We start from the raw sequence: 14,151 nt of genomic DNA on the forward strand, positions 1-14,151 counted from the left end.
TCGACTAAAAACTGAACCAAATTGTATAACAGCTATTTATGCTTTATACATAAATTTGTTCAAACCGATATCTGCCATGAAAAAAATCGTTTGCCTGCTTTACTTCTTAGCATGTTATCTTGCTGTATCAGCCCAGCAAATAAAAGGAACCTACGCCATTAAAAACCAACAAACAGGCATGCTACTGCGGGTTAAAGATGCCCGCTCAGAGAACGGTACACCACTGGTAGCCTACAACCCAGAAAACTGGAAATGCATGACCTGGGATTTTCAGCAGGTTGAAGGCAATACCTATAAACTTAAAAACCTGTTCACCGGCAAAACCTTTCAGCCCGTAGCAGAAGCCAACCCCGGTGTAGCCCTCGATGAGCAACCGCTAAATGCCGGTAATGCCAACCAGCAATATGAATTTGAGCCGATAGATCAGGATACATACATGATCAAGCTTAAAGGTACTGAGCTGTACTTAACCCTATCGGATAAAAAGGGCAGTGTGAACTCAAAGATCATCCTCGCTAAAAAAACCAATGCTAAAGATCAGTATTGGGATATCTACCAGCAATCGCCAACCATGTAATTTAAAATTCCTGCTTATGAAATTGAGGCCGGTTTATGTTGTTGTGCTACTGGGCTGCGCGGTGTTGATAAGCGCGTTTATCGGCACAACTAAAACTGATAAAAAGGTTAGGCTCGCCGATACTTCGGTTGGTTTTAAAATAGATACCCTTGTAACCAATGTTATTGTGCCCTGGCAAATTACTTTTTTGCCCGATAGTTCTATGCTGTTTACCGAGCGCGCAGGCCGGGTACGGATTTACCGCAATAAAAAACTTTTGCCTAAACCGGCACTCACGATTAGCGATGTAGCCCTCGATAAAAAAACTGGTTTATTGGGCATGTGCCTGCACCCCGCATTCGCGCAAAACAAATGGATTTATGTTGCCAGTAATTACACAGATAATAACAGAATCAGGGTACGCGTGGCCCGCTACGCGTTCAGAAATGATTCGTTGGTTAACCCGTTCACTATCATTAAAGATATTCCCGGCAATCAAAACCATACCGGTTGCCGCTTGGTTTTCGGGCCGGATAAAAAATTGTACATTACCACCGGCGATGCCGATCAGCCCATCCTGGCGCAGGACCTCAAAGCCCTGAACGGAAAAATTTTAAGGGTTAATGATGACGGCACTATCCCGGCGGATAACCCTTTCGCCAAAAACGATACCGCCCGTAAAGAGATCTGGAGCTACGGTCACCGCAACCCGCAGGGGCTGGTATTTGAGCCTACAACAGGTGTTTTGTTTGATAGCGAGCATGGACCCACTGGCGGCGATGAGATCAATATCATCAAGCCCGGCCAAAACTATGGCTGGCCGCTAATTCATCACCAGGATAAGCGTGAAGGCATGACCTCGCCTTTACTGGAATATACGCCATCCATCGGTCCATCAGAAGCCATGTTTTATCATGGTAACGCCTTTCCGGAACTAAAGGGGATTTTATTGGTAGCATGCTTAAGAGGAGAATCGATACTAAGGATAAAGCTGGATAATGATAAGCCCGTAGCCCAGGAGGTATTGCTTAAAAAGCAGTATGGCCGTATCCGGTCATTGGTAACCGGGCCCGATGGCTACCTGTATATCTCCACATCACACCATGATCCGCCCGAAGGCAAAGGTGAACCGCCATATGATATGATCCTGAGGTTAAGGCCATCCAAAGAAAAAACAAAACAGCAGGCGCAAAGCATCGCTATCAACAAAAAAATTACGGTGCAAAAGCAAACCGCGGCCGTGATGTTTCAGCAATTATGTGCCGCCTGCCACGGCAATCATTTGCAGGGTACCGAGAAAACCAAAAGCCTGCTTGGGCGAAATTTTAGCCATGGAGCCAATAAGGCAGCCATCATCAATAATATTACCAACGGCATTATTGCTAAGGGCATGCCGTCCTGGCGGGGGGCCATCAGCAAAAAGGATATCGCTAAAATTGCCGATTATGTTTGGGTAAAGTCTAAACAGAAGCCGTCAAAATAAGCTGTAAGCGAGGTTGCAGATCATCGGCACCCGGTTTTAGACCATCTGCAGGACCGGCGATTTTGCTGAATCTCCCTGTGTAAAGGCAAAAATTTGCTGTTTGTATTTGATGATCCGAAAGATTATTGGCTGACAATAATTAATGTTTTATTACGTAAATTTAATAAGATATTAACGTACCAGTTAGCCAAACCTCTTTGTTATGAAAACTATATTGATACCGGTAGATTTTTCGGAAACAAGCACCAATGCCATCAAGTTTGCAGCCGACCTGAGCCGGGATGCCGCCGTTAAAAAAATCATCCTGCTTAAAAGTTTTTACACTTCAGTGTATGAGCAGATATTGCCCACGCCCGATTTTTTGCAGGTCAGTGCCGAAGATATAGAGACGGAACGAGAGGAAATAGAAACCCAGCTGGCCACAATAAGCCGTAAGTTACACAACCGCTGCAATGAAACCATCGAGGTGGAAACCGTGATCAGTACCGAGCCTGTTTTACGTGCCATATACCAGGCCATTGCCGACAGCAAACCCGATTTGCTGATAGTTGGCAGCGATGCTCCCGGTGAGGTGAGTATGGTAGGCGAGCAAATTATTGAAATTGCCAAAAGCAGTCCGGTTAAGGTAATGGTAATACCCGCAAATGCCTCGTACAAAAAAATTGAACAAGCGCTGGTTCCCTGCGATTTTGAGGCTGTTGCCCGGTTGGGCCTGCTGCAGGGCTTAAACAATTCGCACGGTTGGCTTAATCCTAAACTCATGGTGCTTTATGTCGATCCGAAAAATAAACATATCGGGCGGGAAGAGGAATATGAAGCTGCCGTTAAAAAGCTGGTTAACTGTTATGATTGCCAACTGTATTACTCTGGAGCTAAAGACACGGTAAAGGGAATCCTCGATTTCGCCCTCCATAACAACGCACAGCTGATTATAGCGCTGCCCGGCAAGCATAGCTTTTTTTATAACCTTACCCATAGCAGTATTACCGATGCACTATCTTTTAATGCCAAACACCCGGTGTTGATCCTGAAATAATTTATCCCTGATGTTTCATAAGGTTAAATTAAATATTGATTGTTAAGTATATATTTGTAAACAACTATCAATAAGTAAGGTTAAACAATAAGTCGGCACCACAGCCAAATGAAACTACAACGTAACTTCAGGATATTTTTAATTATCGCTACACTGATGGTTGTGGTAAAGCCCTTTATTGGCTTTGTTAAGTTTAACAGGTTGCACCCGCCCGCAAAAATTGATGGTTTGGCGCTGCAACGTGCCTTCGGCAAAAGGATATTTCAATATCGCGATGGCAGCTTAAACCCCATGGCCTCAGTACAGAAACGCCTCGGCACCCCGCAAAACAGGTTGCTTGTAACATTTTTGTCAGCATTGCTGTTATTGTTTTCAGTTCTTCCTACTTTCGGTTATTACATACTGTTATACCTTAAAAAACAACGGGTACCGCATCCCCTGCCAACGTACCTGGTAAACCGCCGGTTGATAGTTTAACAATGTAACTTACTTATCATGTTTCCTGCCCGGCACAATTAAACCGCCGGAGAGACCGTTAATTTTTTAGTAACCATAGCATGATTTATTCAGGCTATATCATTTCACATCGGGTGGCCCGTTTGGCTAACTGATGTGATTTAATTATACGTAGTTATGCCACTATCTTATTCATATTCAAATTTTGACGAGGGGGATAAGGAACTTTCCAATTTTGCCAAAGCCCTGGCGCTGCCTGTGCGGATTGCGATAATCCGCATTATCATGGAAAACAACAACGCTGTTAACCGCGAAGCGCTTTGGGAAATTCCATTTAATATAGAAACCATTAACAAACATGTAGCCGAACTTAAAAATCTGGGCATCTTAAAGGTGCAGGGGTATAAAGGCCATATTACCTACAGTATTGATCAAAGCCTTTTTGAACATATGGCATTCCGCTTTGCCGAACTGTTTAAAAACACCCGGATATTTAACGTTAATTAAGCCAAGAGGGGGAACATTAAGTTTGTAAATTTGTTGTTCGATACATACCGCTATGAAATACGAAGACATCCCCCTGATCGATAATGAAGCTATCCACAATTTTGAATTTACAGTTGATGGCCACCGGGCTTTTATTGATTATAAACGAAAAGATGATAAGATCTACCTCATCCACACCGAAGTACCCGTTGAACTGGAGGGTAAAGGCGTAGCATCGGCCATGGTTGAAAAGGCCTTTAACTATATTGAAGAAAAGCATTTAAAACTTATTCCGCTGTGCGTGTATGTGGTCGGTTACCTGAAACGGCACCCGGAGTGGGCGAGGATTCTGGCCATTCAAAACTAAGCTATGCGTGTGTTAGTAACGGGTTCATCGGGCAGGCTGGGCAGTGTAACGGCCGGTCACCTGCGTGCGCACGGGCATGAGGTAATTGGGGTAGATGTTATTCCGGCGCAGGCAACAAACCTGCTTATTGATATAACCCATAAAGAAGCTGTTTTATCGGCAACCCAAAACATTGATGCTGTTATTCACACCGCGGCTATCCATGGTAAGCACTATGAACTTAATTATCCGCGCCAGGCATTTATTGATGTAAACATTTACGGGACGCTTAATTTGCTCAACGCCTGTATAGCCAACAAAGTACCCCGGCTGTTGTACACCAGTACCACCTCTATTTATGGCGATGCCATGGTTGATGCAGAAAAAGCTGTTTGGGTTGAAGAGGAACTGCCGATAAGGCCCCGGGATATTTATGATATTACCAAGCAAACCGCCGAACAGCTTTGCCGGGATTTTTTCTACGCCGAAGGGTTACAAGCCTCTGTTTACCGGGTTGGGCGTTTTTTGCCCGAGGATGATAACCTGAAGCTAAACCATCGTTTGTACCGTGGCCTGGATGAGCGGGATGGTGCAGAAGGATTGCGGTTAGCTTTAGAATATAACTTTAGCGATTTTGAAGTTTTTAACCTTACCAGCAGTTCTCCTTTTGGCAAGGATGATCTTTTTCCTCTGAAACATGATCCGGCTGCAGTGATCAGGAAATATTATCCGCAGGCCGAAGCAATTTATCAATCAAAAGAGTGGGAGTTACCCAAAAGTATTGACAGGGTTTATGTGTGCGATAAGGCTAAACGATGCTTTGGATATGAGCCGAAGTTTACGTTTGATTATTTGCTGGCCGATTTAATTAAAATTATTTAAGGTTCACATCTTGTATTAACATTAAGGCCGTTTACCGTTGTGTAGCTAAAGATTCAAGAGCAGTTTTCGGGCAATTTTTTTCGACCAGAATATTTGGAATATGCCTTGTACCAAAATGCCGGTCAATAAAAACATTGAGGCGCTGTTCCAGGAATCAAGGTAGATTACCATGAGTGATACAATTAAAAATAGCAATATAAACAAGGCCCGGAAAAACATATCGATAAAATAGGTAAGCTTAATAACACATTTGCCATCAAGACGGATTACCTCAAATGTGCCGCCTTCCAACATCCAGAGGTTCTTAATTCGGTAATTATATGAGTGATTGCCTTCATCGTCGAATTCAATATTTGTGGAGGTTTGTTTTATAATACGATATCCCGACGAAATAAGCTGGTTGGCAATATCATCTATAACGGTTGATGGAGGGAAAGGAGCTTCTGCCTCAAGCGAAAACCTCCACTTAGCAAAATCTAAATGATCCAATTTTTAGGTTTAAGTATTTATTGATAATTATTACAATTCAATTAAGCTTCTACTCAATAAGGCGACGTACTAACGGCCGTCCATCCGCCGTCAACAATCAGGTTTTGCCCGGTGATATGCCTTGCATCCGGCGAGACTAAAAATAAAACAGCATTGGCAACATCTTCAACGGTAGCCGCGCGGCCCATTGGGGTGATGCGGGCCCAGGTGTTCTGGTAATTTTCGTCTTCCATGGTCCGCTCGGTTAGGGTGGCGCCGGGGGCAACGGTATTTAGCGTGATCTGGTGTTGGCTCAATTCAACAACAAGGCTTTTGGCCAGCATTTCCAGGGCTGCTTTAGTCATGCCGTAGGCTGCCAGGTTTTGATGCGCCTGGTGACCGGTTACCGATGACATGAACAGGATACTGCCCCCGGTTTTTTGCGCGATAATTTGCCTCGCCGCCCGCTGCGCCAAAAAAAAGCTCCCCTGCAGGTTAAGGTTCATTACACTTTGCAGGGATGCTGCCGGGTAATTCAGAAAATCGCCAAAAAGGGTAATGCCCGCGTTAGCTATGACTATGCTGAGTCTGCCAAAGCGCCGTACGGCTTCATCAACCATTTGTTGTATAAAACCGATATCCGATGCATCGCCAGCGAAAGGGTGGCAGTTGCCGCCAAGAGCCTTAATAGTCCCCGATGCCTGATCGGCCAGTTCCGCGCTCAAATCATTTAATAACACCGCGGCACCGGCAAGGCTTAGTTGCTTGGCTATTTCAAAGCCAATGCCTTGTCCTGCTCCGGTTACTATGGCTACCTGGTTGGCGAATTTATTGGTTATCATTTTTGAGTTGATGTTTTGTTGTTATTTATCCGGTTACCCGGCCTGTTAAATCTAAGTGAAGCTTTGTCATCCTGAGCGATAGCGAGGGATCATTTGCGATGAGCATGGCCGCTATACAGGGCGGAGAAGATGCTTCGCTATCGCTCAGTATGGCACTCATTTGTTTTCAATGCGAATCCCTTGTTACTTCACTGCCGGAGTTACCTTTTAAAAAGTCCAGATCGGCACCGAGGTGGGCCTGGTCTACATGCGTTTGATATAAATAAGTGTAACCGCGTGTACTTGTTTGGTTACTTAAAATTAATGCCGCTTTGCGCTCGGCTATATCCATATCGCTAACATGCAGGTGTAAAACACCCGCCGGTACATCCAGCGTGATGAGGTCGCCGTTTTGCACTATGGCCAATGTGCCGCCAATTGCCGCCTCGGGCGATACATGCAGCACCACCGTGCCGAAACCCGTACCGCTCATGCGTCCGTCCGAAATTCGTACCATATCGGTAACGCCCAGGTCCATCAGCTTTTTAGGGATCAGCATATTGCCTACCTCGGGCATGCCGGGGTAACCTTTAGGGCCGCAATTTTTTAATACCAGCACACTATCCTTATCCACATCCAGATCAGGGTTGTTAACGCGGTGATTGAAATCCTCTATGTTTTCAAATACCACAGCTTTACCTGTATGCTGCATCAGATCGGCGCTTGCCGCCGAAGGTTTAATCACCGCCCCGTTTTCGCATAAATTACCTTTCAACACTGCTATCCCTGCAACCGGATTAAACGGGGAATGCACAGGCGCGATCAGTTGGCGGTTAAAGCACTGCGCGTTTTCATAATTGCGCAAAACGGGGTGCCCGCTTACCGTAATAGTTTCGCTGTTTAAATGCTGATGAAGTTCTTTCATTAAGGCGGGCAGTCCCCCGGCATAATAAAAATCTTCCATAAAATATTTACCCGATGGCTGCAGATTGGCGATTAACGGGATATTACGGGCAGCCGTATTAAAGTCATCCATCGAAAGATCAACTCCTATGCGCCCGGCTATAGCCAGTAAATGGATAATAAAATTGGTGGAGCCGCCAATGGCGGCGTTAACGGTAATGGCATTTTCAAAAGCCTGGCGGGTGAGGATGTCTGATAGCTTCAAATTTTCGCGCACCATATCAACAATACGGTTACCCGATAGGTGCGCCAGTACTTTCCGCCTTGAATCGGCAGCGGGTATGGCCGCGTTTTCGGCCAGCGACAAACCCAACGACTCCACCATACAAGCCATGGTTGATGCGGTGCCCATTACCGCGCAATGCCCCTGGCTGCGCGCCATGCAGGCTTCGGCAGTGTACAGGTCTTCATCGTTCATTTGCCCGGTTTGGTGATCGGCAAAAAAACGCCAGATATCTGATGTACCTATATCCCGGCCATGGTATTTACCGGTAAGCATGGGGCCGCCGGATACCACAATGGTTGGGATATTAACGCTGCATGCACCCATTATAAGCGCGGGCGTGGTTTTGTCACAGCCGCAAAGCAGTACCACGCCATCAACCGGGTTGGCCCGGATGCTTTCTTCCACATCCATGCTTACCAGGTTCCGGTACAACATGGCAGTCGGCTTCATCAGGGTTTCACCTAACGACATTACCGGGAACTCTACCGGGTAGCCGCCTGCTTCATAAATGCCATTTTTTACAGATTGTGCCAGTTCCCTGAAATGTGCATTGCAGGGCGTAAGTTCCGACCAGGTATTGCAGATGCCGATCACGGGCTTCCCCTGCAACTGGTGGGCGGGAATGCCCTGGTTTTTCATCCAGGCACGATATATAAAGCCGTCTTTACCCTGCTTGCCAAACCATTGCCGGCTCCGTAGCGGTTTATCTTCCATAAGGCGTATGGTGTTTAATTGGTTGTTCAACAAATATAAATTTCTGTAACCCGTTTTGGCTATTGTAAATAAAAAGTTAATAAAGCCTTTTAAACGCGCGAGGGCACTGAAAAAGTCCTTTTAGGGCAACGGGGTAGAAAAACTATGATTTCTACCCGTTTTTGTATCTTAAAGTATCGAAAGAAAGACACCAAGACCCTTATTCAACAACAACAAATCCAGTTTAGCTCATTTTCCGGGCTATACGAATTGATCGTTCACAAAGACAATCTTCTGCGCAAGATCAATGACCTGGTAGACTTTACATTTATTTACGATGAACCGGTCAGCAAATATCGCACAACCAACGGCAGGGCAGCCGAAAGCCCTGTGCGGATGTTCAAATATCTGTTATTGAAAACGATTTTTACGGTTTCAGATGTCGATGTGGTGGAACGTTCGCAGTATGATATGTCCTTTAAATATTTCCTGGAGATATCACCCGAGGAAGGGGTTATCGATCCCAGTTCATTAACAAAGTTCAGGAAGCTGCGGCTGAAGGATAATGACTTATTAAACCTGCTTATCAATAAAACGGTAACGATAGCTATTGAAAAAGGTATCATCCGTTCAAAGTCGATCATTGTTGATGCTACACATTCCTTGTCAAGGTCAACCCATATTCAGCATTAGAGGTTTTAAGTGAGCGATCAAAGCTACTCCGCAAAGCGGTATATGCCATAGATGACGATATGAAGGCTGTGATGCCGGAAAAGAACACGACAAACGAGCTCGAAGAAGAACTGGTCTATTGCACCGCATTGGAGAAATGTATCGAAGCAGACTCAACCTTATGCCAGATACCCGAGCAATGAAAAACTGAATCTATTGAAGGAGACGGTAGCAGATACGCAGGAGCACTATGTATTATCTAAAGATAAGGATGCCAAAACAGGCCATAAATCAGCTGATAGCTCATTCTTTGGTTACAAGACCCATCTGGCGATGACCGAAAAACGTATCATTACCGCCGCCGTGGTCACCTCAGGCGAGAAAGGCGATGGCCCAGAGCTCCCTAGGCTCCTGGAGATCAGCCAGCAAAATGGCATCGAAGTAGAAGCTGTCATCGGCGATTCGGCCTATTCAGGAAAAGAGAACCTTGTATTGATGAACGGGCAAGGCATAAAAGCGGTGGCCAAACTGATCCCTGCCATAACTCAGGGGTTCAGGAAAGAAGAAGAAAGGTTCGATTTCAATAAAGATGCTGATATGTTTGTCTGCCCCGCAAAGCACCTTGCCATTAGGAAATCACGCCAGGGGAAAAAGAACACCGGGACACACCAGGTAAATACCTATTACTTTGACGTTGAAAAATGCAAAGCCTGCCCATTGAGGGAGAATTGTTATAAGCCGGGGCAAAAACCAAGACCTAAGTTGCCAAACCCAAAAACGGCTGTTTTGTTGTCAATTGCATCGCTAATCAGCCAATCAGCTACAACAAATCATCTCCACGTAAATTGAATAAAAAAGCGACCAAGAAAAAGTTGCCTTTCTCCAGATCGCTTTTAATACTTCAGCTTTTTAAGCTACTTTTTCAGTGCCATCAAAAATGCCGCGCTTTCTTTTTTATATCAAATATTCTTATTGGGCACTCCAGCCGTCGCCCCAGCCGCTGCCGCCGGTTGCTTTATCATCCTTTAACAATTTATCGTATTCGGCGCTTTGAGTTTTGGTTAAAACCGCCTTTATTTTGCTGATGGTTTCCGTGCGCAAGGGTTTTATAGCAGTCAGCATTTTGGTGTTATCGCCATGGTGAGCCGCCTTGATCTTATCAAACTTCTCAGACGATTGGGTGTAGATAGCCGCTATTTTAGTGGTTTGCGCATCGGTGAGTTTCAATTGTTTTTGCAAACCTTTAGCCTTATCGGCAGCTGTTTTGGTTTGCGCTGTGGCAATTGTTGTTATCCCTATAAACAGGAAACACATTAACAGGAACTTTTTCATTTTTGGTTTAATTTAGCGTGTTGGAATAATTAATTTTAAACATTAATGCTGGTTAACGGCAGTCATCGGCATACACATCAACCCTTGTTTATTGATAAATGTAAGTCTTTTTAATGACATAACCTTGTAATTATCAACCCCTTCGGTAACAGATAAAAACTGACCGGGCAAAATGTTTTTAAAGTGTTGAATTGTGCCGCTGCCGGCCCATTTTATTTCAATTTCATCTATCTTTTCGGCTTTACCTATGCCTATCTCCTGCCTTAAAGGCGACGAACCAAAGCTGCCCCCGGAACTCACAGTTTTATAAACACTTCTTTTAGCCCCGTTTTCGGTAAATGTGAGCTTTATTAAGCTGCCTATAGCCGCCTTGTTGGCTTTAACGCCCTCAAGCTTAAGGCTTATCCAGTTATTATCATTACCCGGGTTTAAATATAACGAACTTGTATATGAATCGCCTATGTAAGCGCCGCCCATTTCTGCAAAAATATCCTGGTAACCGCAGTTCCTCAGGTCGGCAAAAGCCACACCGTGCCCTTTCTGCAGGTTACCCGTGCGCGAGGAGGCAGTAATATCAATAAAGCGCTTACCATCAACATTTTTGAAAAACTTATTAGGCACCAGCGATTTAAAATCGGGGTTGCCGGTACCCAGGTACATATCCAGGTACCCATCATTATCCATATCGCCATAATTAGCGCCCATACTATACACCACCTTGTTTAAACCGGCCTGCTTGGTAACATCGGTAAAGGTACCATCATGATTGTTGTGGTATAAAAACACATTACCTGCTTTCGGAACAGGTTTGCCCAGCGCTTCGGCGGCGCTGTAATAGCTCAGGGCATGCTCAAACTGGTAATCACTTACCTCAATATCCTGCCAGCCATCGTTGTCATAATCAAAAAACCATGTTGTAAAACTACGTTCATTGTTCTCAATGCCCGCTTTTGCCGTATTATCTTCAAAATCAACCTCTCCTCCCGGTTTGCTGATATTGTGCAACAGGTACTTGCGCCCGTCCATCGTCGAGATAAAAATATCCGGTTTGCCATCGTTATCATAATCGGCAGCAGTAACACCTTTTACAAAACCCACAATATTGCAATGCGCTTTTTGAGCAATATTGGTAAACGAGCCGTTACGGTTATTGATAAACAGCATACAGTCTGATACGTTACCATTCGGCGCCCTAACAACGCTTTCGGTGCCGATAAAAACGTCGAGCCAGCCATCGTTATTAAAATCGGCCCAGGTAGCCGCCTGCGTAGGGTGATAATACAACAGGCCCGCAGGTATTGTTACATCGCTGAAAGTGCCATCGCCATTGTTTTTTAACAACGAACCGGGCTGGTTGCCAAACTTGCCGCTTAGCCAGGCGCCGCGCAATACAAAAATATCAAGGAGGCCGTCGTTATTATAATCTGTTTGCTGGATGTTGAGGCCGCCCGTTATGCCTGCCAGTCCGCTATGCGCGGTACGGTCGCTAAAGGTGCCGTCTTTGTTATTTTCAAAGTAATGCATCGGGTCGCTCAAATCCCAGCCCGATGTTACGATATCCAGGTAACCATCGTTATTAAAATCGTCGGTAATAACGCCGCCGGCCCGGCCATTAATGTTAAGGCCCAGGCTGGGGGCAATATCAATAAAGGGTTTGGTATATAGCGCGCTATCCCTTTTTAAATTAGGGATCAGGAATTGTTTGGGAACTTTTTTAGGATAATCGCCAAGGGTCATATAGGCGATATTGAGCAGCCATCTCGACTCGAGATCTTCCGGGTGCATTTTTAATATTTCCTGGTAAATATCAATTGCCGTTTTTGAGCCGGTTCTGATCTTATGCACACCATCATCCTTAATAGGAAAGATGCAGGATGACCCGGTATGGTTAAGCATGCAGTTGCTACGTTCGCCAAGGCGCATGTAGGCAATGCCAATGGCCGGCATTAACTGATCAACAGCCATCGGATCGAGCTGCCTTATCAGCTTTTGATAGGTATTTACAGATTCCTGCTCCTGCCCAGCCTTAAGCAGCAACGAGGCTTTTTCGATGCGGATATACGAGTTTTGACCGTTTTTTTGAAGCCCCAGCAACGAATCGCAATAAGCCAGCTTTCGTTCCTCTTTAAAAGGATGTGAAATGGTAAAGCTTTCTTTATTAAGTTTTTGCAAAATACCGATCATCTCCTCGTGAGAAGAATCCTGGCAGGATACAGCCAGTGAAGAGCCTAAAAAGCAGGCCGCAGCTAAAAAAAATTTGTTTTTCATAGTTATTACAGATGTAGTAAGCCACAATGATGCCTTGCCGCTGTTAAGCGACGAGGCATCATTACAGGCTTTTAATATTTCCCATATCCAACGTGTGCCATTCGTTCTCCCATTTCCAGATAAGCTTCATTCGGTTCGGGGGCCCATGTGCCCAGGCCATCCACATAGCGGTTAAACATGCAAAATGCAGCCGCAATCAAAACCGTATCATGAATTTCCGCATCGGTAGCGCCCTCTTCGCGGGCGGCGGCAATATCATCTGCAGTTACGTTTTTGCCGTTGCGCTGCACCTGGTGGGCAATGTGTAACAACACTCTCAATTTATCCGATACGGGAGTATTTGGTAAACCGGCCTTGATATCATCAATCAGGTTGATCCCGCTTTGAAGATGGGCCGCGGCGGCCGCAGCGTGCGAAGTATGGCAAAAATGGCATTGGTTCCAGTACGATACCGACGCGGCTATAATTTCCCTTTCGCCGCTGGTTAGGGTTGATGGTCCGCGCAATAAAGTTTCGGCAAGGTCAAGCAGCGGGCGGGCAGTTTCTGGCCGGTAATTCAGCAGGCCAACAATGCCTGGTAGTTGTTCGTTATTTAATTTAATATGCGCCATGGTATGTATGGTTTATGGGTTTTTAATTATTTAAATACACTTGATTGATAGCCCTCGATGGCCCGTTGTGTTGCCTTATAAATATTCAAGTGGGATATAAGGCATTATAAAATCAAAAAAAATGGAAGCGATAACCGCGGGCGGCGCGTTTACAGAAATTGCTTATCAAGCCATAAAACAACAGCAGGTACTTATTAAAACCTGCCAGGTTTTAATAAGCGGCTTAAAAAGAAAAGTCGGCATAACACGCCACCGGCAATTGCAAATGCAAACGCGGCTGTTAATTGTTTTGCTGGAGATTAGCAGGCTTTGGGTGGCTGCTCAGGGATGTCGTGGAAATAATTAACCCAGGGCCGTACCGTATGGAGGCCATTTTCCCGGGCTGCTTTTATAACAGGGCAGGTAAATACAAACTGCGCAAACGTAAAACAACTTGTATTTTCAAGCATGGCCGATTTAGGATAAGGCACGTGTTCTTTTTGAGGTACGGGGATATCTTTGATCCCCTTCGCATCCAGTATATTTTTATTGGTTGGCTTGGTGGTATCGTAATTAGGGATGCACATTAAATGCACGGCGGTGCGCGTAAGGCGCATTTTTACAAAATTGTAGTTATTGTTTTGAAACTGTACCTGGCCGCTCACCCTTTCAAACCGGGTCCAGTCATGAATGTAAGGCATATCAACCGGGATGGTTATCTCTGTAAGGTCTTTAACATTATAAAAACCTTTAGCGGTTTGATCTACATAAAATTGCTGCGTTTTGTGCTCCAGGTATTCATGAATAGCCAAATACCCTGCTGTATTAAACAGGATGATGCATAATAAAATATATGCTATTAGCTTTTTCAAG

The 14,151-nt window shown here is 45.0% G+C and carries 15 protein-coding genes and 1 pseudogene; 8 read left to right on the forward strand and 8 right to left on the reverse strand.

Annotation, left to right across the window (positions count from 1 at the left end; all coding sequences use genetic code 11):
- Nucleotides 1-76 precede the first annotated feature (76 nt).
- The 7 genes from LX99_RS19070 (at nucleotide 77) to LX99_RS19100 (ending at nucleotide 5,245) form a co-directional block, all read left to right on the forward strand.
- Entirely contained in the window at nucleotides 77-577 is a 501-nt protein-coding gene (locus LX99_RS19070) for an RICIN domain-containing protein (protein WP_109609305.1), read from the forward strand.
- Between the two features lie 16 nt (nucleotides 578-593).
- Nucleotides 594-2,039: a PQQ-dependent sugar dehydrogenase gene (locus tag LX99_RS19075; RefSeq protein ID WP_170122746.1), complete on the forward strand. Its 1,446-nt coding sequence runs from the start codon at nucleotides 594-596 to the stop codon at nucleotides 2,037-2,039.
- Between the two features lie 202 nt (nucleotides 2,040-2,241).
- Nucleotides 2,242-3,075 (forward strand): universal stress protein, encoded by an 834-nt coding sequence (locus LX99_RS19080; RefSeq protein WP_109609307.1) that lies wholly within the window; start codon nucleotides 2,242-2,244, stop codon nucleotides 3,073-3,075.
- Between the two features lie 108 nt (nucleotides 3,076-3,183).
- A complete protein-coding gene (locus LX99_RS19085; RefSeq protein WP_146203164.1) occupies nucleotides 3,184-3,552 on the forward strand; it encodes a hypothetical protein in 369 nt (122 codons plus the stop codon).
- 156 nt (nucleotides 3,553-3,708) lie between these two features.
- Nucleotides 3,709-4,038: a hypothetical protein gene (locus tag LX99_RS19090; protein ID WP_109609309.1), complete on the forward strand. Its 330-nt coding sequence runs from the start codon at nucleotides 3,709-3,711 to the stop codon at nucleotides 4,036-4,038.
- A 52-nt stretch (nucleotides 4,039-4,090) separates the two neighbouring features.
- Nucleotides 4,091-4,384 carry a GNAT family N-acetyltransferase gene (locus LX99_RS19095; RefSeq protein WP_109609310.1) on the forward strand — a complete coding sequence of 98 codons (294 nt, stop codon included), beginning with the start codon at nucleotides 4,091-4,093 and terminating at the stop codon, nucleotides 4,382-4,384.
- 3 nt (nucleotides 4,385-4,387) lie between these two features.
- Nucleotides 4,388-5,245 (forward strand): NAD-dependent epimerase/dehydratase family protein, encoded by an 858-nt coding sequence (locus tag LX99_RS19100; RefSeq protein ID WP_109609311.1) that lies wholly within the window; start codon nucleotides 4,388-4,390, stop codon nucleotides 5,243-5,245.
- A gap of 45 nt (nucleotides 5,246-5,290) precedes the next feature.
- Here LX99_RS19100 and LX99_RS19105 read toward each other — a convergent pair whose 3' ends face one another.
- From LX99_RS19105 to LX99_RS19115, 4 genes are read right to left on the reverse strand one after another with little or no spacing between them, the layout of a single operon-like run.
- Nucleotides 5,291-5,734 (reverse strand): hypothetical protein, encoded by a 444-nt coding sequence (locus LX99_RS19105; protein WP_109609312.1) that lies wholly within the window; start codon nucleotides 5,732-5,734, stop codon nucleotides 5,291-5,293.
- Nucleotides 5,735-5,787: 53 nt separating this feature from the next.
- Nucleotides 5,788-6,555: an SDR family NAD(P)-dependent oxidoreductase gene (locus LX99_RS19110; protein WP_109609313.1), complete on the reverse strand. Its 768-nt coding sequence runs from the start codon at nucleotides 6,553-6,555 to the stop codon at nucleotides 5,788-5,790.
- 25 nt (nucleotides 6,556-6,580) lie between these two features.
- The gene (locus LX99_RS26295) at nucleotides 6,581-6,715 is read right to left on the reverse strand and encodes a hypothetical protein (protein WP_281270979.1); all 135 of its coding nucleotides are present in this window, start codon (nucleotides 6,713-6,715) and stop codon (nucleotides 6,581-6,583) included.
- 6 nt (nucleotides 6,716-6,721) lie between these two features.
- Complete coding sequence (locus LX99_RS19115) at nucleotides 6,722-8,437, reverse strand: IlvD/Edd family dehydratase (RefSeq protein ID WP_109609314.1); 1,716 nt, start codon at nucleotides 8,435-8,437, stop codon at nucleotides 6,722-6,724.
- Between the two features lie 144 nt (nucleotides 8,438-8,581).
- Between LX99_RS19115 and LX99_RS19120 the strand changes: the two are divergent.
- Nucleotides 8,582-9,844 (forward strand): annotated as a pseudogene (locus tag LX99_RS19120) (IS1182 family transposase); the annotation flags it as partial.
- A gap of 213 nt (nucleotides 9,845-10,057) precedes the next feature.
- Here LX99_RS19120 and LX99_RS19125 read toward each other — a convergent pair.
- The 4 genes from LX99_RS19125 to LX99_RS19140 form a co-directional block, all read right to left on the reverse strand.
- Nucleotides 10,058-10,420: a hypothetical protein gene (locus LX99_RS19125; protein ID WP_109609315.1), complete on the reverse strand. Its 363-nt coding sequence runs from the start codon at nucleotides 10,418-10,420 to the stop codon at nucleotides 10,058-10,060.
- Between the two features lie 42 nt (nucleotides 10,421-10,462).
- Nucleotides 10,463-12,688 (reverse strand): CRTAC1 family protein, encoded by a 2,226-nt coding sequence (locus LX99_RS19130; protein ID WP_109609316.1) that lies wholly within the window; start codon nucleotides 12,686-12,688, stop codon nucleotides 10,463-10,465.
- Between the two features lie 71 nt (nucleotides 12,689-12,759).
- Nucleotides 12,760-13,299: a carboxymuconolactone decarboxylase family protein gene (locus LX99_RS19135; RefSeq protein ID WP_109609317.1), complete on the reverse strand. Its 540-nt coding sequence runs from the start codon at nucleotides 13,297-13,299 to the stop codon at nucleotides 12,760-12,762.
- A gap of 299 nt (nucleotides 13,300-13,598) precedes the next feature.
- Entirely contained in the window at nucleotides 13,599-14,150 is a 552-nt protein-coding gene (locus tag LX99_RS19140; protein ID WP_109609318.1) for a hypothetical protein, read from the reverse strand.
- Nucleotide 14,151: the final 1 nt, after the last annotated feature.

Origin of the sequence: Mucilaginibacter oryzae (assembly GCF_003148845.1) — a bacterium.
GTDB classification, from domain to species: Bacteria; Bacteroidota; Bacteroidia; order Sphingobacteriales; family Sphingobacteriaceae; genus Mucilaginibacter; species Mucilaginibacter oryzae.